22 protein-coding genes and 2 pseudogenes are annotated in these 20,996 nt (G+C 72.5%); 11 read left to right on the top strand and 13 right to left on the bottom strand.

Annotated elements, in window-relative coordinates:
* Positions 1–18 precede the first annotated feature (18 nt).
* On the bottom strand, positions 19–732 hold the full coding sequence (locus tag ACFYON_RS01280) for a hypothetical protein (RefSeq protein ID WP_354872520.1): 714 nt from the start codon (positions 730–732) through the stop codon (positions 19–21).
* Between ACFYON_RS01280 and ACFYON_RS01275 the strand changes: the two genes are divergently transcribed.
* Both ACFYON_RS01275 and ACFYON_RS01270 read left to right on the top strand, forming a co-directional pair.
* Positions 731–919 (top strand): hypothetical protein, encoded by a 189-nt coding sequence (locus ACFYON_RS01275; RefSeq protein ID WP_354872849.1) that lies wholly within the window; start codon positions 731–733, stop codon positions 917–919. The two genes, ACFYON_RS01280 and ACFYON_RS01275, sit on opposite strands and share 2 nt — an antisense overlap.
* Positions 920–960: 41 nt before the next feature.
* A complete protein-coding gene (locus ACFYON_RS01270) occupies positions 961–1,767 on the top strand; it encodes a hypothetical protein (RefSeq protein ID WP_354872522.1) in 807 nt (268 codons plus the stop codon).
* A 45-nt stretch (positions 1,768–1,812) separates the two neighbouring features.
* On the opposite strand, the gene ACFYON_RS01265 is transcribed toward ACFYON_RS01270, so the two are convergent.
* Together ACFYON_RS01265 and ACFYON_RS01260 are read right to left on the bottom strand one after the other, a co-directional pair.
* Complete coding sequence (locus ACFYON_RS01265) at positions 1,813–2,466, bottom strand: DedA family protein (protein ID WP_387189604.1); 654 nt, start codon at positions 2,464–2,466, stop codon at positions 1,813–1,815.
* A 24-nt stretch (positions 2,467–2,490) separates the two neighbouring features.
* Positions 2,491–2,847 carry a VOC family protein gene (locus ACFYON_RS01260; protein WP_354872528.1) on the bottom strand — a complete coding sequence of 119 codons (357 nt, stop codon included), beginning with the start codon at positions 2,845–2,847 and terminating at the stop codon, positions 2,491–2,493.
* 156 nt (positions 2,848–3,003) lie between these two features.
* On the opposite strand from ACFYON_RS01260, the gene ACFYON_RS01255 reads away from it, so the two are divergent.
* From ACFYON_RS01255 to ACFYON_RS01230, 6 genes and pseudogenes are all read left to right on the top strand, one after another.
* Positions 3,004–5,859: an aconitate hydratase gene (locus tag ACFYON_RS01255; protein ID WP_354872531.1), complete on the top strand. Its 2,856-nt coding sequence runs from the start codon at positions 3,004–3,006 to the stop codon at positions 5,857–5,859.
* A gap of 241 nt (positions 5,860–6,100) precedes the next feature.
* Positions 6,101–6,610: a carboxymuconolactone decarboxylase family protein gene (locus tag ACFYON_RS01250; protein ID WP_354872534.1), complete on the top strand. Its 510-nt coding sequence runs from the start codon at positions 6,101–6,103 to the stop codon at positions 6,608–6,610.
* Positions 6,611–6,674: 64 nt separating this feature from the next.
* Positions 6,675–6,983, top strand: a pseudogene (locus ACFYON_RS01245) (Scr1 family TA system antitoxin-like transcriptional regulator); the annotation flags it as partial.
* Positions 6,949–7,077 (top strand): annotated as a pseudogene (locus tag ACFYON_RS01240) (DUF397 domain-containing protein); the annotation flags it as partial. The pseudogenes ACFYON_RS01245 and ACFYON_RS01240, both read left to right, overlap by 35 nt.
* 419 nt (positions 7,078–7,496) lie before the next feature.
* Positions 7,497–8,462 (top strand): hypothetical protein, encoded by a 966-nt coding sequence (locus ACFYON_RS01235; protein WP_354872537.1) that lies wholly within the window; start codon positions 7,497–7,499, stop codon positions 8,460–8,462.
* Positions 8,463–8,551: 89 nt separating this feature from the next.
* The gene (locus ACFYON_RS01230) at positions 8,552–8,755 is read left to right on the top strand and encodes a hypothetical protein (protein ID WP_091420317.1); all 204 of its coding nucleotides are present in this window, start codon (positions 8,552–8,554) and stop codon (positions 8,753–8,755) included.
* Between the two features lie 169 nt (positions 8,756–8,924).
* On the opposite strand, the gene ACFYON_RS01225 is transcribed toward ACFYON_RS01230, so the two are convergent.
* On the bottom strand, positions 8,925–9,329 hold the full coding sequence (locus ACFYON_RS01225) for an SRPBCC family protein (RefSeq protein ID WP_354872540.1): 405 nt from the start codon (positions 9,327–9,329) through the stop codon (positions 8,925–8,927).
* A gap of 79 nt (positions 9,330–9,408) precedes the next feature.
* On the opposite strand from ACFYON_RS01225, the gene ACFYON_RS01220 reads away from it, so the two are divergent.
* Together ACFYON_RS01220 and ACFYON_RS01215 are read left to right on the top strand one after the other, a co-directional pair.
* Positions 9,409–9,885 (top strand): YfbM family protein, encoded by a 477-nt coding sequence (locus ACFYON_RS01220; protein ID WP_354872543.1) that lies wholly within the window; start codon positions 9,409–9,411, stop codon positions 9,883–9,885.
* A 51-nt stretch (positions 9,886–9,936) separates the two neighbouring features.
* Positions 9,937–10,716 carry a hypothetical protein gene (locus tag ACFYON_RS01215; protein WP_354872546.1) on the top strand — a complete coding sequence of 260 codons (780 nt, stop codon included), beginning with the start codon at positions 9,937–9,939 and terminating at the stop codon, positions 10,714–10,716.
* 10 nt (positions 10,717–10,726) lie between these two features.
* Here the strand turns inward: ACFYON_RS01215 and ACFYON_RS01210 are convergent, their stop codons facing one another.
* Positions 10,727–11,458, bottom strand: a complete 732-nt coding sequence (locus tag ACFYON_RS01210) for an SDR family oxidoreductase (RefSeq protein WP_354872549.1) — start codon at positions 11,456–11,458, stop codon at positions 10,727–10,729.
* Positions 11,459–11,553: 95 nt separating this feature from the next.
* Here ACFYON_RS01210 and ACFYON_RS01205 point away from each other — a divergent pair, with 95 nt between their 5' ends.
* Positions 11,554–12,402: a LysR family transcriptional regulator gene (locus ACFYON_RS01205; RefSeq protein WP_355094769.1), complete on the top strand. Its 849-nt coding sequence runs from the start codon at positions 11,554–11,556 to the stop codon at positions 12,400–12,402.
* A gap of 6 nt (positions 12,403–12,408) precedes the next feature.
* Here the strand turns inward: ACFYON_RS01205 and ACFYON_RS01200 are convergent, their stop codons facing one another.
* The 8 genes from ACFYON_RS01200 to ACFYON_RS01165 all read right to left on the bottom strand — a co-directional run bounded on the left by ACFYON_RS01200 (position 12,409) and on the right by ACFYON_RS01165 (position 20,716).
* Positions 12,409–12,888: a GNAT family N-acetyltransferase gene (locus tag ACFYON_RS01200; RefSeq protein WP_354872555.1), complete on the bottom strand. Its 480-nt coding sequence runs from the start codon at positions 12,886–12,888 to the stop codon at positions 12,409–12,411.
* 28 nt (positions 12,889–12,916) lie between these two features.
* A complete protein-coding gene (locus tag ACFYON_RS01195; protein WP_354872558.1) occupies positions 12,917–13,525 on the bottom strand; it encodes an ATP/GTP-binding protein in 609 nt (202 codons plus the stop codon).
* On the bottom strand, positions 13,506–13,895 hold the full coding sequence (locus ACFYON_RS01190) for a DUF742 domain-containing protein (RefSeq protein WP_354872561.1): 390 nt from the start codon (positions 13,893–13,895) through the stop codon (positions 13,506–13,508). The genes ACFYON_RS01195 and ACFYON_RS01190 overlap by 20 nt, the downstream gene beginning before the upstream one ends.
* A complete protein-coding gene (locus ACFYON_RS01185; RefSeq protein WP_091420341.1) occupies positions 13,892–14,317 on the bottom strand; it encodes a roadblock/LC7 domain-containing protein in 426 nt (141 codons plus the stop codon). The genes ACFYON_RS01190 and ACFYON_RS01185 overlap by 4 nt, the downstream gene beginning before the upstream one ends.
* 64 nt (positions 14,318–14,381) lie before the next feature.
* Complete coding sequence (locus ACFYON_RS01180) at positions 14,382–16,871, bottom strand: nitrate- and nitrite sensing domain-containing protein (protein WP_354872564.1); 2,490 nt, start codon at positions 16,869–16,871, stop codon at positions 14,382–14,384.
* 94 nt (positions 16,872–16,965) lie between these two features.
* Entirely contained in the window at positions 16,966–18,510 is a 1,545-nt protein-coding gene (locus tag ACFYON_RS01175) for a prenyltransferase/squalene oxidase repeat-containing protein (protein ID WP_354872567.1), read from the bottom strand.
* On the bottom strand, positions 18,507–19,382 hold the full coding sequence (locus ACFYON_RS01170) for a terpene synthase family protein (protein WP_354872570.1): 876 nt from the start codon (positions 19,380–19,382) through the stop codon (positions 18,507–18,509). Before ACFYON_RS01170 ends, ACFYON_RS01175 begins: the two co-directional genes overlap by 4 nt.
* Positions 19,379–20,716 carry a cytochrome P450 gene (locus ACFYON_RS01165; protein WP_354872820.1) on the bottom strand — a complete coding sequence of 446 codons (1,338 nt, stop codon included), beginning with the start codon at positions 20,714–20,716 and terminating at the stop codon, positions 19,379–19,381. Before ACFYON_RS01165 ends, ACFYON_RS01170 begins: the two co-directional genes overlap by 4 nt.
* Between the last annotated feature and the right edge of the window lie 280 nt (positions 20,717–20,996).

Below are 20,996 nucleotides of genomic sequence, written 5' to 3'. Positions count from 1 at the left end.
CGACGACGGCAAACCTGGTCAGCGCGGCCGGACCTCCACCTCGATCTCGGCGCCGAGGTGCGCGCCGCCGCTGAGGGCGAGGTCGTCGCCGCTCCAGAACCGGCCCGGGTCGTACCAGTTGGGCCGCCGGCCGGCGGGCAGCAGGCCCATCGCCTCGTAGGTCACCGCCACCACTTCGGCGCAGTACGCCGTCTCCAACGCGTTGTCGCTGTTCTTGCCCCCGTCCGCGGTCTCGCCCCCGTGACCGGTCCGGTCCCGGTCCCGGTCGCCGATCCTTCCCCTGATGGCGCCGAGGTTCAGGAGGCGCGGGTTCGGCAGCCGGCCCCGGGCCCACCGCCAGGCGAGCTGCGCGGTGGACGGGAACGGCGTCCCGTCCAGCCGTGCCACGGTACGCAGCACCGCCTCCTCCATCGCGGTGTCGGCCGGTGGTTCGAGCTGGCGCAGCCAGCCCCGCTGGCCGTACCGGTTGGCCCAGACGCAGACCGCGTCCCGCAGGTCGTGCAGCTGCACCCCGCGCTGGTGGGTGCCGGTCCACATGTCCGGTAGCGTTCGGCCCAGCTCGGCGTGCCACATCAGCGGCGGCATGTCGTCGAGCACCACGGCCATGCCCACGTGGTTCACCGGGCTGTTCGTGGTGAACTGGATGGCCCGGTCGGGCACGCTGCGTCCGCGGAACACCCACAGATCGCCGGTACGGGTCAGCTCCACGGCCTCGTCCAGGCTGATGCTCATGGAGGACTACCCTATGCGGATGCGGCAACGGATGCGGTGGTGGAAGGTACTCGGTCTCGCGGGCCTCGCCGGCGTCGCGGCGACCGGGGTGGTGGTGGCCCGGGCGGAACGGCGGCGCCGGGCCTACACGCCGGAGGAGGTCCGGGACCGGCTGCGCGAACGGCACGCCAAGGCCTCGCCGTCCTGATCGGACGGTCTCGTGGCGGCGGTTCTTCTACCATCGCAGTGATGCGGACCGTTTTCTGGGAGAGCCCGTTCGTCCTCGATCCCCCACCGGCCGCCGTGGAGCGGCACGGCGACGTCGACCTGCACGTGCCCGCCGGCGACGGCCGGCGTCCCGCGGTGGTCGTCGTGCACGGCGTGCCGGGGCCGCCCGACGCCCCCGACGCGCGGGACTGGCCGCTCTACCGGGGCTACGGCGCGCTGCTCGCCGAGGCCGGCGTGCTGACCGCGATCCCCCGGCTCACCGTCGCGAGCCCGGACGACATGCACGCGGTCGCCGCACGGGTGTCCGACGCCGCCGGACAACTCCGCGCCGACCCGCGCGTCGACCCCGACCGGCTCGGCCTCTGGTTCTTCTCCGGCGCCGGCCTGCTGCTCGGTGACTGGCTCCGCGACCCGCCCGCCTGGCTGCGCGGCGTGGCCGCGACCTACCCGCTGCTGGCCCCGCTGCCCGGATGGCCGCCGGTGGATCCGCGCTTCCGCCCGATCGACGCCCTCGACCAGCCCACCGACCGCGACGGCACCGCCCCACCGAACCCGGTCTCCCCCGACGACGCGGCCGTCGACGCCACGCGGGTGGAGGAGGCGGCACGGCCGACGCTCGTGCTGACCCGGGCAGGGCGGGAACGTCCCGAGGTCGCCCCCACCATCGAGGCGTTCACCGCTGTCGCGCGCCGGCGCGGCATCCCCCTGCACGTGGTGGACGTGCCGAACGGGCAGCACGGCTTCGACGCGCTGGACCACACCGAGGAGTCCCGCGCCGCCGTCCGCACCGCCCGCGACTCCCTGCTCAACCTGCTCACCGCCCCTTGACCGCCGGCGTCTTGGCGACTCCTCGCCCTGACGGGTGGGTGAGCGTCAGCGGTCGGCTGCGGGGATCGGCTCCGGGGCGTCGGGCGTCTCGGACGGGTGCAGGCGCTTGGCGCGGCGGCGCAGCCACGCGGTGCTGACCACTCCGGCCAGCACCGCCAGCACCAGCCCGGCCCAGGAGATGTCCTTGAGCCAGTGCTCGGCGGCCTGCCCCACGTAGAACAGCAGGTAGGTGGTGCCGAACGCCCAGACCAGCCCGCCTGCCGCGTTCGCGACCAGGAACCGGCGGTACGGCACGCGCAGGGCGCCGGCGAGCGGGCCGGCGAGGATGCGCAGCAGCGCGACGAACCGCCCGAAGAACACCGCCCAGGCGCCGTGCCGGGCGAAGCTCAGCTCGGCGCGGGCCAGGTGTGCCGGGCCGAGGTGTTTCGGGAAGCGCCGGCCGAGCCGTTCCAGCAGGGGACGGCCACCGCGCCGGCCCACCGCGTACCCGATGGAGTCGCCGACGATGGCGCCGGTGGCCGCGGCGGCTGCCACCCACTCGGGCCCGACCGCGCCGGTGGCGGCGAGCAGGGCGGCGCTGACCAGCACGATCTCGCCGGGGAGCGGGATGCCCATGCTCTCCACGCCGATCACCACGCCCACCAGCAGGCAGATCAGGCCCGGTGGGAGCGCGGCGAGCCAGTGCTGTACGTCGACCACCAGCCGACCCTACCCGCGCCGGCGTCAGCCCGCGGGGGCCAGGAACTCCAGCCGGTTGCCGTGCGGGTCGTACGTGTGGAACCGCCGCATGCCGGGAATCTCGTCGTCGCCCCAGGTCACGGCGTGCCCGGCGGCGTCCAGGCGGGCGGCCAGCTCGTCCAGGTCGGGACGCACCAGCGCGGGGTGTGCCTTGCGGGCGGGGCGGAAGTCGTCCTCGACGCCCAGGTGCAGTTCGGCGTCGTACCCGGTGAACCAGCAACCGCCGCGGGCGGCGAGGGCCGGGGGTTTGGGCTTCTCGGTGAGGCCGAGCAGGCCGGTGTAGAAGGAGCGGGACGCGTCCTCGGAGCCGCGGGGGCAGGCGAGCAGGACGTGATGGATCATGGTGGCACCTCCTCGTCCCGCAGCGTGGCACGAGGTTGCGTGAATAGCAAGACGGACGTACGGTTTTGTAAAGACCGACGCAGGTAAGTGTTGCCTAAGCAGGGCAGCGCCCCGGTCGGTGCGACAAACTGCTCAGGACTACTCACGGTCGCTGGTGTGAAGGAGTACGACGTGGCGAGCCTCGACACCTTCGGTGCGAAGACCCAGCTACGCGTCGGAGACGCGAGCTACGAGATTTTCAGGATCGACAAGGTGGAGGGCCACGAGCGGCTGCCCTACAGCTTGAAGATCCTGCTGGAGAACCTGCTGCGGACCGAGGACGGCGCGAACATCACCGCCGACCACATCCAGCAGCTCGGCGCGTGGGATGCCACCGCCGACCCGAGCGTGGAGATCCAGTTCACCCCGGCGCGGGTGCTGATGCAGGACTTCACCGGCGTGCCCTGCGTGGTCGACCTGGCCACCATGCGCGAGGCGGTACGTGACCTGGGCGGCGACGCCACCAAGGTCAACCCGCTGGCCCCGGCCGAGCTGGTCATCGACCACTCGGTCATCGCCGACCTGTTCGGCCGCGAGGACGCCTTCGAGCGCAACGTCGAGCTGGAGTACGAGCGCAACAAGGAGCGCTACCAGTTCCTGCGCTGGGGCCAGACCGCGTTCAACGAGTTCAAGGTCGTGCCGCCGGGCACCGGCATCGTGCATCAGGTCAACATCGAGTACCTGGCTCGTACGATCATGGAGCGCAACGGCCAGGCGTACCCGGACACGGTCGTCGGCACCGACTCGCACACCACCATGGTCAACGGCCTGGGCGTGCTGGGCTGGGGCGTCGGCGGCATCGAGGCCGAGGCCGCGATGCTCGGCCAGCCGGTCAGCATGCTGATCCCCCGCGTGGTCGGCTTCAAGCTGCACGGCGAGATGCCGGCCGGCACCACCGCCACCGACCTGGTGCTGACCATCACCGAGATGCTGCGCAAGCACGGCGTGGTCGGCAAGTTCGTCGAGTTCTACGGCCCGGGCGTGAGCGCGGTGCCGCTGGCCAACCGCGCCACCATCGGCAACATGTCGCCGGAGTACGGCTCGACCGTGGCGATCTTCCCGATCGACGCCGAGACCGTCCGCTACCTGGAGCTGACCGGCCGGGACCCGCAGCAGGTGGCGCTGGTCGAGGCGTACGCCAAGGAGCAGGGCCTCTGGCACGACCCGGAGCGCGAGCCGGAGTACTCCGAGCGCCTGGAGCTGGACCTCGGCACCATCGAGCCGTCGCTGGCCGGCCCGAAGCGCCCGCAGGACCGGGTGCCGCTGGGCAGCGCCAAGACGCTGTTCCGCGCCGCGCTCAGCGACTACGTGGCCGCCGACGAGACCGGTGGCGACCCGGGCCGCAAGCCGGGCGTGCCGCAGCAGGAGAAGCCGTTCGGCGCCGACGGCCCGGCCGACGAGGCGTCGGCCGAGTCCTTCCCGGCCAGCGACTCCCCCGCCAACGGCGTGAACGACCCGGCGGACGCGCCGCGCGACCTGGAGACGGCAGCGGTGGGCGCGGGCGGCCGGGCCAGCAACCCGGTACGCGTGACCGGCGCCGACGGCGTCGAGTACGAGCTGGACCACGGCGCCGTGGTGATCGCCGCGATCACCTCCTGCACCAACACCTCGAACCCGCAGGTGATGATCGGCGCCGCGCTGCTGGCCCGTAACGCGGTGGAGAAGGGCCTGGCCCGCAAGCCGTGGGTGAAGACCACCCTGGCGCCGGGCTCGAAGGTCGTCATGGACTACTACGACCGTGCCGGCCTGACCCCGTACCTGGACAAGCTCGGCTTCAACCTGGTCGGCTACGGCTGCACCACCTGCATCGGCAACTCCGGCCCGCTGCCGGAGGAGGTCTCGGCCGCCGTCAACGACGGTGACCTGGCCGTCGTGTCGGTGCTGTCCGGCAACCGCAACTTCGAGGGCCGGATCAACCCGGACGTCAAGATGAACTACCTGGCGTCCCCGCCGCTGGTGGTCGCGTACGCGCTCGCCGGCACCATGGACATCGACCTGGCCAACGAGCCGATCGGCGAGGACGCCCAGGGCAACCCGGTGTACCTGCGGGAGATCTGGCCGAACAGCGCCGAGATCCAGGACGTCATCGCCTCCGCGATCGGCGCGACCGGCTTCAGCGCCGCATACGCCGACGTGTTCGCCGGTGACGAGCGCTGGCAGTCGCTGCCCACCCCGACCGGTGACACGTTCTCCTGGGACGGCGAGTCGACGTACGTGCGCAAGCCCCCGTACTTCGAGGGCATGCAGCAGGAGCCGACCCCGGTGCAGGACATCGCCGACGCGCGGGTGCTGGCCAAGCTGGGTGACTCGGTGACCACCGACCACATCTCCCCGGCCGGCTCGATCAAGGCGGACTCCCCCGCCGGCAAGTACCTGGCCGAGCACGGCGTGGCCCGGCACGAGTTCAACTCGTACGGCTCCCGCCGGGGCAACCACGAGGTCATGATCCGGGGCACGTTCGCCAACATCCGGCTGCGCAACCAGCTCGTGCCGGGTGTCGAGGGTGGCTTCACCGTCAACCACCTGACCGGCGAGCAGACCTCGATCTACGACGCCTCGATGGCCTACCAGGAGGCGGGCGTCCCCCTGGTCATCCTGGCCGGCAAGGAGTACGGCTCGGGTTCGTCGCGGGACTGGGCGGCGAAGGGCACCATGCTGCTGGGCGTGAAGGCGGTCATCGCCGAGTCGTACGAGCGGATCCACCGCTCGAACCTGATCGGCATGGGCGTGCTGCCGCTGCAGTTCCCGGGCGGCGAGACCGCCGAGTCGCTGGGCCTGACCGGCACGGAGACGTTCTCGATCAGCGGCGTCACCGCGCTGAACGACGGCGACACCCCGCGCACGGTGAAGGTCACCACCGACACCGGCGTGGAGTTCGACGCCGTGGTCCGCATCGACACCCCGGGTGAGGCGGACTACTACCGGCACGGCGGCATCCTGCAGTACGTGCTGCGCCGCATGATCGCGAGCTGAACCCGCTTGTCAGGAAGGGCCCCTTTTCAACAGACGTCTGTTGAAAAGGGGCCCTTCCTGACATCTCAGCGCAGGCGGAGCGCGACCTCCTCGCACGGGAGCTACGAGGAGCGGCTTGCTCTGGAGCGCACTCCAAGTTCTATGTTCCTTCCATGGCCGATGGAAACGCTCTCCCGCAGCGGGAGCCGACGCTCACGACCTCACCGAGCGCATCCACAGCCTGCAGCGCAATGCCACGGCTATGGACAACACACTCAATCACTGCGAAGGGCTGCTCGACCAGCAGCCGGAAACGGACCCCTGCATGAGCAGCACTCCCGCCGCCGAGACTCGCCAGGACCGCTTCGATCACGGCATGGAGGTCCTCAACCGCGTCGACGGCGAAGCCGGTCAGCGCGTCATCGACGCCCTCGCCGACATCAACCCGGAACTCGGACACCAGGTCGTCGCCTGGGGTTTCGGCGAAATTTATGACCGCCCCGGTCTGCCGCCGCGCGACCGGCAACTGGTCACCCTCGGCATGCTCACCGCCCTCGGCGGCTGCGAGGCCCAGCTGGAAGTCCACATCAACGCCGCCCTCAATGTCGGCCTGACTCCCGATGAGGTCGTCGAGGCGTTGCTGCACTCCGCCGTCTACTGCGGCATGCCCAAGGCCGTCAACGCCACCTTCGTCGCGAAGAAGGTCTTCGACCAACGCGACCTTCTGCCGGTCAACGTGCCGGAGGGCAGGAGTCGGCGCTCTCCGTCATGAGGTTGAAGTTCAACCCCGACGGCACCGTCGACCGCGACAGCGATCCGGTCGTCATCTTCCGCAGCGACAATCTGAGCTGGGTCACGTACCGGGGCAGAGCCGGCACCGCGCGACGGCCGCGAACCTGCTGGGCCAGCCGATCGAGGCGCTCTGGCCGGACGCGGTCCGCCGCCGCGAGCCGGTGTGGTTCCGCCCGTCGGTCGACATCGAGCGCGAGGCGGTCGCGCTGCGGACGTTCGAGCTGGCCTGGGTGCCGGGCCTGTTGCAGACCGAGGCGTACGCCCGGGCCACGTTCATCGGCCAGCCGCTGACCGGCGACGAGATCACCGACCTGGCGCGACTGCGTCGAGGTCGCCGGCAACCTGCCCGGCGTGGTCGGCGTACGCGACTCGAAGGACCCGGCCGGGCCGGTGCTCACCTTCACCCCGGCCGCGTGGACCCGGTTCCTGACCTCGACCCGCCACTGAGCCCGGTCAGGCCAACCGCGCGCGGTGTACACGTGCACCGGATCCCCCGACTCGGACGTGATCGCGCGCTCGAAGCTCAGCCCGATCCGCTCCGCGACCCGCCGTGAGGGCGTGTTGTCGGGGTGGATGATCGCGACGAGGCGGTCGACGGTTCCTTCGTCATGGCGTCGAGGCCATCGAGGTCGAACGCCGCTCACGGACCGGCGGCAACGAACGGCCCGCCGAAGCCGGCACACCACTCATTACGGAATTGCAATTCGATGAAATTCCGTCGCCCCCATCGCACATCCGACACTGCCAACAATCGACGTCCATGATTCGTTGACACGCTCCGAAGACCGTCGATACGTTGCCGATATCGCGATGAACCACGGGGCGCTCCAGTTTCGATCCGGGAATCGAACACTGGGAAGGATTTCATGAAGACGACGATCAGACTTCTGGCCCTGCCGGCCCTGATCCTGCCGGCGATCCTCGCCGGCACTCCGGCGCTCGCCGACACCGGCACCACCGCGGGCACGGCCGCTCCGGCCACTGTCACGTCGATCGAGCGCAAGGCGGGATCGTCCGCGCAGGCCAGGGCCTACTGGACGGCCGAGCGCATGGCGGCGGCCACCCCGGCCGACGAGGTGGAGAAGTCCGCCGGCCCGGTCACCCAGAGCCCCACGACGGAGCGGGTGCGGCGCTTCGCGGAGGCGGTGGCGCCGAAGGACGGCAGCGGCTTCGGCACCCAGCTGAACGAGTCGATCACGGTGGGGAAGATCTTCTACACCAGCTCGACCGACGGCCTGGGCCACTACTGCTCCGCGAGCGTGGTGAACAGCCCGGCGCGCAACATGGTCTTCACGGCCGCGCACTGCGTGCACGACGGGCCGGGCCGGGACTGGCACACCGCGAACTGGATGTTCGTGCCGTCGTACCGCAACGGCGCGCAGCCGTACGGCACCTGGGACTGGTCCACGCTCGCGGTGCCGAGCGGCTGGATCAGCACCCGCGAGCGGCAGTACGACGTGGCGGTCGCGCTCGTCTACGGCAGCCGGTCGATCGTGGACGCGGTCGGCGCCAACGGGCTGCTCACCGGCGGTGGCCGCGCGTACCACTACGACATCTTCGGCTACCCGAGCAACAAGGACAGCGGCGAGATCCAGTGGGTCTGCTCGGGCACGTCGCGCGACGCGGGCAGCAACCGGATCGAGATGAACTGCGGCTTCGGGGGTGGTTCGAGCGGCGGTCCGTGGTACTACAGCTATGACGACACCACCCGGCGTGGTGACGTGCACGGGGTGATGAGTTACTCGAGCGGGTCGAACACGAACGGCTCGCCGTACTTCTCCGCCGCAGTGGTGGGGACGCTCTACAACACGTACGCGAACGACACCTGGTGAACGACGGTCCGCCTGGTGTGCCGCCCGGCGCACCAGGCGGACCGGCACCAGGCGGACCGGCACCGGCCCAACGGTACGGAGGAGGCGACATGTCACACCGTGTGCTGCTCGGCGCGGCCGCCGTCGCGGCGCTCGCCGTGGCCGCGGCCGTCGTGGTCGTCGCGACGCGCGACGGCGGCTCGGCGCGGCCCGCGCCCGGCCCGGTGGTCGCGACGCACAACCCGAGCCCGGGCGCCACCGATCCGTCCGAATACTGGACGAGGGAACGAATGCGGGACGCGATCGGCGACTGAATCACCGAATTGCGTTCGCCCGATTGCGCTGGCCGGTTTCGACCGTCGGCGCACAGGTGCGCCGAATTACTTCCCGCTCAGATCGCCGGCCGAGCCCGGGGCGCAATTCCCATTCAGCGGGCGTGAGTGCCGGCGGGCGCTCACGGAACGGAATGACCACGGGCGCCGGTCAGCCGACGGCGTTCTCCAGCACGGCCTTGAGCCGGGCCAGATCCGCCTCCACGAGCGCGGTGTCCCGGTCGAAGTCCGCGTCGCTCATGCCGGGCGTCCGCCGCAGGCTGAACACCACCTCGGTCGCGCCGCCGTCGGCGATCGCGCGCAGCGGCACGTACACCGTCTCGCCGGACGGCGTCAGCACCTCGTGGTCGAGCACGCCGTACTCGTTGGCCGGGGCGAAGGTCAGCCGCGCCGGCCCCTCGGGTGTGTCCACGAACCACTGGCCGTCGACCCGGGCCACCGAGCCGCCGAGCCCCGGCGCCCAGCGGGGAAGGTTCGCCGGGTCGGCGGCGAAGTCGTAGACCTCCGCCACCGGACGGTCGATGTGGACGCTGAGATGCCGGGATTCACTCGCCACCCGCCGATGATGGCACGGGTGTCCGACGCTCACGCTAAGCTGCCGCCGATCGCGACAGACCACCCCGGGAGACGACCACATGGGCATGGTGTTCACGGCACGCCGGCTGTCCGGCGAGCAACTGGCGACGGTGCTGGCCGACCCGGAGACGGCCGGCGCACTGTTCGACGGCGGTCCGGACGAACTCGACCTCGACAAGGCGTGGCACGGCCTGCACTACCTGCTGAACGGCACCACGTACGAGGTCCGCGGCGACGCCGGGCCGGCGATCGTCGGCGGCGACCCGATCGGGCCGGACCACGGCATGGGCCCGGCCCGGCTGCTCATGCCCGACGCCGTACGCACCGTGGCCGCCGGGCTCGACGCGGTGGACGAGGCCACGCTGCGGGCCCGCTTCGACCCGGCGGCCATGTCCGAGGCCGAGATCTACCCGCACATCTGGGACGACGGCGACGACGAGTTCGACAGCTACCTGCTGCCGCACTTCACCGCGCTGCGCACCTTCTACCGGGACGCGGCGGCGCGCGGCGACGCCGTCCTGCTGGCCGTCACCTGACCCGACGGAAACGGGTGCGCGCCGCCGGGCGCGCATCGGTAGCGTGCCGGCGTGGGACTCGACGCCTTCGTGTACTGCCGGTGCTGGCAGGACGGCCTCGCCACGCCGTTCCCGGTCGGCCCGGTCGGCTATGACGAGGACGGCTGCCTCGCGCTGCTGCAACCCTGGGAGGGCAACGCGGCGGCGCACGACGCCTTCTGCGCCTGGATGTCCGGGGACGCCTGCCCGCACCCGGACATGGCGCTGGTCAGCGAGTGCGTCTCCAACTGGTCCGGCGTACGCCTGTTCCAGCAGGCGTCGCGCGCGGCCGGCGAGCATCGTTTCCCGACGCTCGCCGCCGCGCTGCCGGACGTCAACGGCGGCTCGTTGCCGGCGGACCGGGCGGCGGTGGCGCTCGCCGAGCTGGACGCGTTCGCGGGCACCGCCCGGATCACCGACGAGGTGGAGTTGATCGACGAGGCGACCGGCCGGGTGCTGATGCAGTACGTCGAGGACTACCGCGGGTTGTTCATGTACGGCCCGGGCTTCCAGGCCGGCGTCGACCCCGACGGCTTCTTCGTCCTCGACCGGGCCGACCCGCCGGTCACGCTGTTCCGGGCCACCCGGTTCACCCAGCGACCGCTGCCCGGCGGCCGGGTGGAGTTCACCGTCGGCGGGACGCGGACGACAGTGGCGATGCGGCCGGTGGGCGGGCACGGCGAGCCGCCACCCGAACGACTCGCGGTGCGGACCCGGAGCCGGTCGGGCGACGACTTCGCCTACCTCGTGGAGCCGCTGCGGCGGCTGTGCGCGGCGTCGGTGGCGAGCGGCAACCCGGTCATGTGGTGCTGACGAGCGGCGCTCACCACGGGATGACTCCCGCGTCCTCGAAGTAGCCGCCGGTCGGCCCGTCGTCCGGCAGCGTCGCCAGCCGGATCGGGGTCGCCGCGCCCTGCTGCACGGTCCGCACGCCCCGGAAGCCGTTCAGGTCGGTCGCCGTGAATCCCGGGCAGGCGGCGTTGATGAGGATGTTCGTGCCTGCGAGCGCCCGCGCGTACTGGATCGTCACCGCGTTGAGCATGCTCTTCGACGGCGAGTACGCGACCGACAGCGGGCCGGTCTGATCCTCGCCGGTTGACGCGCTCTGCCGGGTGAGCGAGCCGACACCGCTGGACACGTTGACGATCCGCGGCGAGGCCGAGCGGCGCAGCAGCGGCAGCATCGCCTCGATCACCCGGACCACCCCGATCACGTTCACCTCGACCGCCGTCCGGATGGTCGCGAGGTCGACCTCACCGGGGTGCTGCGGCGTACCGCCGGTAACGCCCGCGTTGTTGACGAGCACGTCCAGGCCGCCGGCCTCCGTCTCCAGCAGCCGGGCGGCGGCGGTCACGCTCGCGTCGTCGGTCACGTCCAGCGGTACGCCGAACGCGTCCACGCCGTCCGCGCGCAGCTTCGCCACCGCCTCGGCGAGCCGCTGGCCGTCGCGGGCGCCGACGCCCACCCGCATGCCGAGCGCACCAAGCCCGGCCGCGATCTCGTACCCGATTCCCTTGTTCGCGCCGGTCACCAGCGCGATCGTCCGTTCGCTCATGGTCTCGATCCTGTCCGCGCGGCGCGCGGGCCTCCAACACCACCTCGGTAGCGACCGATACCCGTAAGGTATCGCCCCGGCGGTACGGTGGCGGCATGGAGACGCGCGAGCTTCGCTACTTCGTCGCGGTCGCCGAGGAACTGCACTTCGGCCGCGCCGCGCGACGCCTGGGCATCGCCCAGCCGCCGCTGTCACGGGCGATCCGCCAGCTCGAACGGCGTCTCGGCGTGACGCTGCTGGAACGCGACAGCCGCCGCGTCGCGCTCACCTCGGCCGGGTCGGTGCTGCTGCGGGAGGGCCGGGCCGCCCTGGACGCGGTGGACGCCGCCGGCCGCCGCACCCGCCGCGCCGCTCAGGCCGCGCACGGCGGCGCCGGGCTGGTGCTCGTGACGAAGGCGGGCGCATCCAGCGAACTGCTGCCGAAACTGCTCGACGCGTACGCCGCCGAGCCGGACGCGGTCCCCGTCGAGGTGCTGCTGTGCGGCATCGGCGAACAGGAACGGCTGCTGCGCGACGGGCGGGCCGACGTGGCGCTGCTGCACCTGCCGTTCGACTCGACCACCGGGCTGGACACCGAGGAACTGGTCACCGAGCAGCAAGTGGCGGTCCTGCCGGCCGGACATCCGCTGGCCCGGCGGCCGCACCTGCTGACGGCCGAGGTGGAGACGCTGACCGGCCTGCCGATGCCGCGCTGGCCCCGGGCCGACGGGTCGTATCCGGACGGTCCGGGCCCCGAGGTCCGGGACCACGCCCAGTTGTTCCAACTCATCGCGCTCGGCCGCACCGCGGTGGTGCTGCCGGAGTCCTGCCGGTCGCTGCTGCTCGCCGACCTGGCAGCCGTGCCCGTGCCGGACGCGACGGCGGTGACCACCGTGATCGCCTGGCCGCCGCACAGCCGGTCCCGGCCCCTCGCCGCCCTGATCCGGACCACCACCCGCCTGTAGGGACCTCTACGACAGGTCCTTGCGCATCTGCTGGGTGACCACTCGGTAGCCGGCCGTCTCGTACAGCCTGCGCGCCGTCTCGTTGGCGCCGAAGACGTTCAGCTCCAGCGCCCCGGCGCCGTGGTCCCGGGTCGCCCGCTCCCCCGCCGCGAGCAGCGCCCGCCCCAGGCCCCGGCCCCGGTGCTCGGCGGCCACCTCGATGTCGTAGAGGAACGCGCAGCCGGCGAGCCCACGCGGATGGGTGAGGCCGATCCACAGCCGGCCGACCGGCGACCCGTCGGGCAGCTCGCCGACCAGGAACAGCATGCCGGGCGTGGTCATGCCCTGCGGCAGGAAGGCGGCACTGGCCTCCCGGGCCCGGTCGAGCGCCTCCTCGGCCGTCCAGTTGCCGGCCGTGACGTGCTCCCGTGCGTACCCGGCGGCCAGTTCCTCCTGCCAGCTGTCGAACTCGTCCGGGGTCATCGCCCGGACGGTCACCTCGGTCATCGCCACTCCCTCGTTGACGTGTGGCCGCTCAGTCCTCGGCGGCGCGGCGACGTGCCTCGCGCAGCTTCATGGCGTGCTCCAGCAGCGTGATCAGCACCTCCTTGGCCGACTCCCGCTGCCGCGCGTCGCACAGCACCACCGGTACGCCCGGATCCAGGTCGAGCGCGGCCTGCACCTCGTCGAGGCGGAACTGCTTGGCGTTCTCGAAGCAGTTCACCGCCACCACGAACGGCGTGCCGCGCCCCTCGAAGTAGTCGATCGACGGGAAGCAGTCGGCCAGCCGGCGGGTGTCGGCGAGCACCACCGCGCCGAGCGCGCCGAGCGCCAGCTCGTCCCAGACGAACCAGAAGCGGTCCTGGCCGGGCGTGCCGAACAGGTAGAGCACCAGGTCGTCGCTGATGGTGATGCGGCCGAAGTCCATCGCCACGGTGGTGGTCGACTTCTCCTCGATGCCGGACAGGTCATCGATGCCGATGCCGGTCTCGGTCAGCACCTCCTCGGTGCGCAGCGGCTTGGTTTCGCTTACCGCGCCGACCATTGTGGTCTTGCCGACGCCGAACCCGCCCGCGATCAGAATCTTGATCGCGGTGGGCAGCGGCGCGGCGCCCGCCGGCCGCTCAGAGCGCCCGTAGTCCATTGATAACCGCCTCGAAAACGTGCTCGTCGGGAAGGCCGGCGGGGGTCGCGCGCGGCTCGCGTACCTGTACCAGGCTGCGGGCGGCCAGGTCTCCGAGGAGGACCCGGACCGTGCCCACCGGCAGGTCGAGATGGGCGGCGATCTCGGCCACGGAGAGGATCCGCTGGCAGAGGCCGACTATCGCCATGTGCTCCGGGCCGAGCCCGGACTCCGACCCGACTTCCGTGCGGGTCGCGGTGACCAGCGAGATCAGGTCGAACGTGCCGGTGACCGGGCGGGCCCGGCCGCCGGTCACCGCGTACGGGCGCACCACCGGGCCGGCGTGGTCGTCCACCCACTCCTGCTCCGCGGAGTCCCCCCGGCCGGTCATCGTGCCGTGTTCTCGCCGAGGGGCTGTTCCCGGGTCGGTGACGCGACGAACCGGCCGACCCGGGTGACGAGCATGGCCATCTCGTACGCGATCAGGCCGACGTCCGCGTCCTCCGAGGCCAGCACCGCCAGGCAGGCGTTGCGCCCGGCCGCTGTGACGAACAGGAAGGAGGACTGCATCTCGATGATGGTCTGCTGTACGTGCCCGCCACCGAACCGTTTACCCGCGCCACGGGCCAGGCTCTGGATGCCCGCCGCCATGGCCGCCAGGTGCTCGCCGTCGTCGCGGCTCAACCCGCGGGACGAGGCCATCAACAGTCCGTCGGTGGAGAGCGCCACGGCGTGCTCCGCCTGCTTGACCCGGCCGACCAGGTCATCCAGCAGCCACGTCAGATCCGCGCTCGAAGCCGTCTTCTGCGCCACTCGTCGTCCTCATCTTCCCGGCTGTGTGCCGTCAGCTTCCGGTCCCGTCGCGTCGACGTCCCGGTCAGGTAACCTGCTCGTCCGCGTCGGCCGGCGCACCGCCGGCCTCCCGCGCTCCGCCGAGCAAGCGCGCGGCATCGGTACGGCCGCGTCGCGTGCCGCTCTGGTAGGAACTCATCATCCGGCGCACCTGCTCCGGTGCACGCGCCGTGTCGTCGTCGGCGTCGTCGTCCGCCTCGGTCTGGTCGTGCCGCAGCGCCGGCACGATGTTGGCCTGGCGTACCCGCACCGGCAGCCCCGCGTCGGTGACGGGCGCCGTCTCCGACTCCGGCTCCGACTCCGACTCCGGCTCCGGCGCCGTCTCCGGGGAAGCCTCGACCGCGTCCGTCTGGGCGACCGACCGGCGTTCCACCACCGCCAGCTCCGTGGTGGGCGCCGCCACCGCGGACTGCCGCTTGCGGGTACGCGCCGGCAGCCCGGAGGGGGTCAGCCGGGGTGCCTGCGCCATCGGCTCCGGCACCTGCGGGGCGGGTTCGGACGGCTGCTCCGGCTCGGCGCCGCCGTCCGGGCCGGACGGAGTCGCCGGCTCGGACCCGTCGCCGGGCGGCGTGTCTCCCGCCGGCGTCGGCGTCACGGGCAGGGCCGTCCCGGGGGCGGGCAGGTCGTCGGGCGCGCCGGCGGCCGCGATCAGTTCACGCGGGATCAGCACCACAGCTGTCGTCCCGCCGTACGCGGACTCCTTGAGCTGCACCTTGACGCCGTGCCGCTCGGTGAGCCGGCTGACCACGAACAGGCCGAGCCGGGCCGCGTCGGCCAGGTTCAGCTCGGAGCGGTCGACGATGCGCGCGTTGGCGGCGGCCAGCTCGTCGGCGCTCATGCCGAGGCCGCGGTCCTCGATCTCGATGGCGAAGCCGTTCGCCACGAGCTGACCCCGGATCTCCACAATGGTCTGCGGCGGCGAGAAGGAGAGTCCGTTCTCGATCAGCTCGGCCAGCAGGTGGATCACGTCACCGACGGCGCGGCCGGTCAGCGACACGTCGCCGAGCGGGCGCACGGTGACCCGGGTGTAGTCCTCGACCTCGGCGACCGCGCCGCGAACCACGTCGACCATCGGCACGTTGCGCCGCCAGGCCCGGCCCGGCGTCGAGCCGGAGAGCACGATCAGGTTCTCCGCGTTGCGCCGCATGCGGGTGGCCAGGTGGTCGACCCGGAACAGGGCCTCCAGCTCCTCGGCGTCGTGTTCCCGCCGCTCCATCGCGTCCAGCAGCGTGAGCTGCCGGTGCACGAGCGCCTGGGTGCGCCGGGCCAGGCTGAGGAACACGTCGCGTACGCTGCGGCGCAACTCGGCCTGCTCGACCGCGGTGCGTACGGCGGTCTCCTGCACGACGTTGAACGCCTTGCCCACCTGGCCGATCTCGTCGTCGCCGAACTGCAACGGTGGCGCCTCGCGGGCGACGTCCACCTCCTCACCGCGGCCCAGCCGTTCCACCACGCTCGGCAGCCGCTCGTGGGCCAGCTGGAAGGCTGCCTCGCGGAGCCGTTCGAGCTGGCGTACGAGCGCCCGCGCCGTGGTGATCGAGACGACCACGGAGGCGATGACGGCGATCAGGCCGAGGCCGGCGGCGAGCACCAGCCGCACGATGACGCCGATCGCGACGGGCATGGCCCGGGAGACGATGTCCTCACCGCCGGCCAGGATCACCTCGCGCAGGTCGGCCATCGCCTTCTCGGCGGCGGCCTGCCACGCCGCGGCGGTCACCGGCGGGCGCACCTCGCTGCCCTTGGCCGCGAGCACCTGGTCCTGAAGCGTGCGGAGCTGCTGGAACGCCTCGCCCTCGACCATCCGTTCGAAGCGGGCGCGGTCGCCGGGGGCGAGTTCCCGGGCGGTGCGGTCGGCGAGGAACCACTGCGCGCCGACCAGGCGGGCGAACGCGGTCTGCTCGCCCACCGTGATCCGGTTGGCCGCGATCGCGCCGGTGAGCAGCGCGTCCTGTTGGGACAGGAGTTCCCGGGACCGGTTGAGGTCGATGAGCGCCGCGGTGTCCTCGGCGATCTCGTCGTCGTCGAGGCCGCCGAGGGCGTCGAAGACCGCGAAGATCCCGTCGACCGCCTCGTCGTACGCGATGAGCGTGGTGGTCCGGTCGATGGTCTTGCGGCTGACGTCGGCGCGTACCTGACCGAGCTGGTCCAGTTCGGTCTTCAGCTCGTCGAGCCGCCGCATCAGCTCCTCGCTGGCCGGGATCTCAGTGCGCCAGTCCCGTACCGAGCGCCACAGCACGGTGGCGGTCTCGTCGGTGCGGGCCCGCTGGGCCTCCAGCTCCTGCAGCCGGCCCGGGTCGGACTCACCGAGATAGCGCAGCGACAGCCGGCGCTCGGCCTGCAGCTCCTGCAGCAGCGGGTCGCTCGGCTCGAACACGCGCGCGTTGAGCGCCTGCACGCCGAGCAGGTTGAACCCGTCCCGTACGGTCACCCACGCGGCGAACGCCCAGAGCGCGGTCAGCGACGCCAGCAGCGCGATGATCTTCGTACGGAGATTCGTACTGCGGGAACCCATCACACCGTCCTGGCCCGGTCTTCGGTCGGTCCGAAATCCGATCGACTCCGGCGCACGCTAGCAGCCGTCGTGAACCTCATTCAAGCGATCCTGATCATGGTGGGTGCGGCCTCCTTCCGGCCGCCCCGGCGCTGCCGGAGGCCGCCAGCACCGCGGCGCGCACGATCCGCGTCGGGCGGTAGAGGTCCTTGTCGTGCCATAGTGCCGGTTCGCCGTCGGATCCGTCCAGCTCGGACAGTCGACTGCGCCCCCGCGCCAGCGCCGACGTGACCCGGGCGTCGCCGGGCCGGCCCGCGTCGGCCAGCGCGAGCACCGCGTACGCGGTCTCCTCGGCGGTCCCGTCCCACCGCCCCCAGGAGCCGTCCCGGCGCTGCGTGGCCAGCAGCCAGGCCACGCCCCGCTCGACGGCGGCTCGCGCCGCGCCGTCCGGCGCGTGGTCGGACAGCGCCAGCAGCACCGCGTAGGTGGCGTAGTACGGCGAGGCGTGCCAGCGGTCCTCCCACCGCCCGTCCGGCTCCTGCCGGTCCAGCAGCCACTCGGTGACCCGATGGCGCGCGCCGGTGACACCGGGCCCGCTCGGCTGCTCGCCGAGCGCGTCGAGCACGTGCGCGTTCGTGGTCAGCGACGCCCCGTCCTCCCCCGGCCAGGTGCAGAAGTGCCGTCCCGTGTCGAACCCGGCCAGCGGTGAGACGCCCGGCGCGCGGCCCAGCCGGGCCAGCGCGTAGAGCGTGACCGCTGTGGTGTCCGCGTCGGCGGGCAGGCCGGGCGCGGTGGCCGCGCCGGACGGTCCGACCGCGGCGCGCAGCTCGGTCAGCACCGGCTCGGGCGTGCCGACCGGCACGCCGGCCCGGACCAGGATGCCGAGCACCCAGGCCCGCTCGAACACGGTGATCGGGCTCGCGCAGGGCACCGGGCCGGGCCGGGCGAGCGCGTTCAGGTAGTCCAGCGCGGGTCCGGGCTCCGGCCCGCCCAGCCAGGCGGCGGTGGCGGCCGGTGAGGCGCCGACCGCGCCGCTGGCCGAGGGACGCACCCCGGGCGCGCGGTACGCCAGCTCGCCCGCCACCTCCAGCGCGTGCGCCAGCTTCTCCGGCACCGGCCGTCCGGTGGCGAGCAGTCCGCGTACCCGGGTCAGCCGGGCCGGGTCGAGACCGGCCGGCAGCGGCAGGCGGGGCCGGCCGGCCCACTCGGCCAGCCCGGGTGGCGGCCCGGCCGGCCCGTCGAGGCGCCGGTCCACGGCGGCCAGCAACGCCGGCACGATCAGGTCGGTTGCCGGCAGGTCCGGCGGGGCGCCGGCACGCAGCGCGCCGGCCAGGTACGCCAGCCCTCGGTGCGCGGCGGCGGCCGGCGCGGCGGCCGGGCCGTCGCGGTGCAGCGCGGCCAGCAGCGCCTCCACCGCGCTCAGCGTCGGCACCAGGGCGTAGCCGCCGGGGCCGCCCCATCCGCCGTCCGGGCGCTGCCGGTCCAGCAGCCAGGTCAGGCGCCGGTCGTGGCCGTCGAGCCAGGGTGCGAGCGCGATCAGCCGTCCGGTCTCGTAGACCGACGGTGAGGTCTGCCCCTCCGGCTCGCCGCCGAGCGCGGCGATCAGGTCGCGCGCGGTCCCGGACCCGGTGGCGGGCACCGGTCCGGCGGTGAGCGTCACCGCACGCCCCAGAAGTCGGTGTGCCGGTAGAAGCCGGTGGTGAAACCGAGCTGCCGGGACAGGAAGCCGGCCTCCCTCGGCACCTCGCCGGCCAGCTTCGCCAGCAGGACGCGGCAGTGGTCGACCTGCTCGGCGAAGTGCCGCTCGACGTCGGCCGGGTCGTCCACCAGCAGCAGCGCGTTGAGATCGCCGGACTCGGCGTCGCGGCGGTGGGTGCCGAGGTCGTTGACCAGGCGCAGGGCCCGCTGGACCTCGTCGCTGACCTCGATCAGCCGCGCCAGCGTGCCGGCGTCGGACACCGATCCGGTGTGGATCCAGTGGGCGACGTTCACCACCGTCGCGGCGAGGTTGTCGGCGTTGGCCAGGTAGTCGGCGAGCGTGGGGCGGCCGGTGCGCCGCCAGTCCCACTCGCGGGCCATCGCGTCGAGCGTGCGGGCCATCGTGTCCCGCCAGTGGTCGCGCAGCGCCGGATAGGCCGGCGCGGCGGCGACGTCGTCCCGCAGCTCGGCGAGGAACCGGCCCAGCGGGTCGCCGGAGTCGGCGCCGTCGAGCACGTCCAGGCAGACGCCGGTGATCCGGTCCACCTCGGCCCGGCTGGGCGCCTGGTGGTCGACCAGCCAGTCCACGGCGAAGCCCCAGAGCACCGCGCGGTTGGTCACGGCGAGTTCGGCGGCGCTGTGCCAGGGGGCGCTGAACGCCATCGCCTGCGCGATGCTGCTGAACAGCGTCGCGTCGAACGGGTCGCCGGGGAACAGCTCGGGGTGCGCGGCGGCGGCCCTGCGCAGGCCGCGCTGGCCCTGCGCGGCCAGCGCGCAGACCCGGCCCTGTTCGGCGGCGACGACGAGCGGATCCGGTGTCGCGCAGTCGGTCATGCCCCCTCCGTCCGCCCGGCGGCGACGAGCGTCAGCTCCACCCGTTCGCGCGGCCGCAGCGCCGCGGCCAGCCGCAACCCGGGTACGCCGGGGCGGTGCAGCCGGAACCGGTAGCGGCTGAGCATGGTGGCGAGGATGAGCTGGGCCTCCAGGTAGAACAGGTACATGCCGAGGCACTGGTGCGGCCCGCCGCCGAACGGGAAGTGGGCGTACCGGTGCCGGGCGCGGACCCGCTCGGGGAGGAAGCGTTCCGGGTCGAACTCGTCCGGGCGGTCCCAGAACTGCCGCATCCGCTGGGTGATCAGCGGGCTGACCGCCATCGTCGCGCCGGGCTCGATCGGCACGCCGTCGATGACGTCCCCGGCGACCGCGCGGCGCGGGATGATCCATCCGATCGGGTAGAGCCGCAGCAGCTCGTCGAGCACCATCCGGGTGTAGGTGAGCCGGCTCAGGTGCTCGCGGCGTACCGGCTCGCCTCCGACCACCTCGTCGATCTCGGCGTAGAGCCGCTCGGCCACCTCGGGGTGCTGGTCGAGGTGGGGCCAGGCCCACGTCAGCACGTTGATGGTGGTCTCCGTGGTGGCGGCGAACATCGCCACCGTGTCGTTGCGGACCTGCCGCTCGTCGAGCTGCCGCCCGTCGTCGGTGCGGGCCTGCCAGAGCGTGGAGATGACGTCGTCGCCCTGGTCGGCGGCGTCCCGCGTCTCGCGGACGATCGGCACCAGGACGTCGTCGACGACGCGTACGGCGCGGGCGAACGTGCGGTCCCCCGGCATCGGCAGTGACAGCGGCGCGAACGGCACGATGATGCGCGGGATGACGGCGGTGGCGATCCGGTCCTGCGCCTCGATCACCCGCATCGCGTCCGGCACCGAGATCCGGTCGGCGAAGAGCACCTTCATGATCGCCCGGCTGACGATGCGCGCCTGCTCCACGCCGATGTCGACCGGCTGCCCGGCACGGGCCGGCTCGTCCAACTCCTCGACCGCGTCGCGGATCGCGTCGGCCATCCCGTCGACGAGCGCCTCCACCCGCTTGGCGGTGAACATCGGCTGGAGCATCCGCCGGCTGGCCGACCAGATCTGCCCCTCGCCGAGGATCCCCTCGCCGAACAGCCGCTTGACCGGGCGCCAGAACAGTCCGTCACCGGCGCGCTCGTAGTTGTCCGCCCGGTCGCGCAGAACGTGCTGCACGTGCCGGGGGTGGGTGACCAGATACGGGCGGAACGAGCCGAGGTTGAGCTGGACCAGTTCGCCCTCGGTACGGTTACCGATGTCGATGAGGGCGCGGGCGGGGTCGCGGAGCACCGCGGGCAGGATCTGCCGCAGCGGCACGACTCGGGGTCGGCCGGTGGGCCTCGCTGTGTCCGTCGGTTCGGGCACCTGAACGCTCCCTCGGTTGACTCAGGGTCGCGACTCCGTACCGACCCGTGACGTTGCCCGCGAGCATGCCATCAGGAACGCCAGATCAAAAGGCAACTCGGAGAATATTTCACGTAACAACAATCTCTTTGTCGAGAATGGAAGCCCTGGGATATGCGTCACCCGCGTACACAGTGGGCGTTGCGGGGCGCGAGCACGGCTCACCTATCCGGTGCCCCGGGCACGGCACCGT

It is taken from the genome of Micromonospora sp. NPDC005686 (assembly GCF_042871665.1).
Lineage (GTDB): Bacteria > Actinomycetota > Actinomycetes > Mycobacteriales > Micromonosporaceae > Micromonospora.
This window is presented reverse-complemented; position numbering and strand designations above follow the sequence as displayed.

What these genes read in the sequence shown, in the direction of transcription:
- ACFYON_RS01235 (WP_354872537.1), top strand. Translation starts at nt 7,497, where the DNA reads ATGAAGACGACGATCAGACTTCTGGCCCTGCCGGCCCTGATCCTGCCG.
- ACFYON_RS01205 (WP_355094769.1), top strand. Translation starts at nt 11,554, where the DNA reads ATGGAGACGCGCGAGCTTCGCTACTTCGTCGCGGTCGCCGAGGAACTG.
- ACFYON_RS01210 (WP_354872549.1), bottom strand. Translation starts at nt 11,458, where the DNA reads ATGAGCGAACGGACGATCGCGCTGGTGACCGGCGCGAACAAGGGAATC.
- ACFYON_RS01230 (WP_091420317.1), top strand. Translation starts at nt 8,552, where the DNA reads ATGTCACACCGTGTGCTGCTCGGCGCGGCCGCCGTCGCGGCGCTCGCC.
- ACFYON_RS01180 (WP_354872564.1), bottom strand. Translation starts at nt 16,871, where the DNA reads ATGGGTTCCCGCAGTACGAATCTCCGTACGAAGATCATCGCGCTGCTG.
- ACFYON_RS01195 (WP_354872558.1), bottom strand. Translation starts at nt 13,525, where the DNA reads ATGGACTACGGGCGCTCTGAGCGGCCGGCGGGCGCCGCGCCGCTGCCC.
- ACFYON_RS01200 (WP_354872555.1), bottom strand. Translation starts at nt 12,888, where the DNA reads ATGACCGAGGTGACCGTCCGGGCGATGACCCCGGACGAGTTCGACAGC.
- ACFYON_RS01170 (WP_354872570.1), bottom strand. Translation starts at nt 19,382, where the DNA reads ATGACCGACTGCGCGACACCGGATCCGCTCGTCGTCGCCGCCGAACAG.
- ACFYON_RS01280 (WP_354872520.1), bottom strand. Translation starts at nt 732, where the DNA reads ATGAGCATCAGCCTGGACGAGGCCGTGGAGCTGACCCGTACCGGCGAT.
- ACFYON_RS01275 (WP_354872849.1), top strand. Translation starts at nt 731, where the DNA reads ATGGAGGACTACCCTATGCGGATGCGGCAACGGATGCGGTGGTGGAAG.
- ACFYON_RS01270 (WP_354872522.1), top strand. Translation starts at nt 961, where the DNA reads ATGCGGACCGTTTTCTGGGAGAGCCCGTTCGTCCTCGATCCCCCACCG.
- ACFYON_RS01250 (WP_354872534.1), top strand. Translation starts at nt 6,101, where the DNA reads ATGGACAACACACTCAATCACTGCGAAGGGCTGCTCGACCAGCAGCCG.
- ACFYON_RS01260 (WP_354872528.1), bottom strand. Translation starts at nt 2,847, where the DNA reads ATGATCCATCACGTCCTGCTCGCCTGCCCCCGCGGCTCCGAGGACGCG.
- ACFYON_RS01220 (WP_354872543.1), top strand. Translation starts at nt 9,409, where the DNA reads ATGGGCATGGTGTTCACGGCACGCCGGCTGTCCGGCGAGCAACTGGCG.
- ACFYON_RS01190 (WP_354872561.1), bottom strand. Translation starts at nt 13,895, where the DNA reads ATGACCGGCCGGGGGGACTCCGCGGAGCAGGAGTGGGTGGACGACCAC.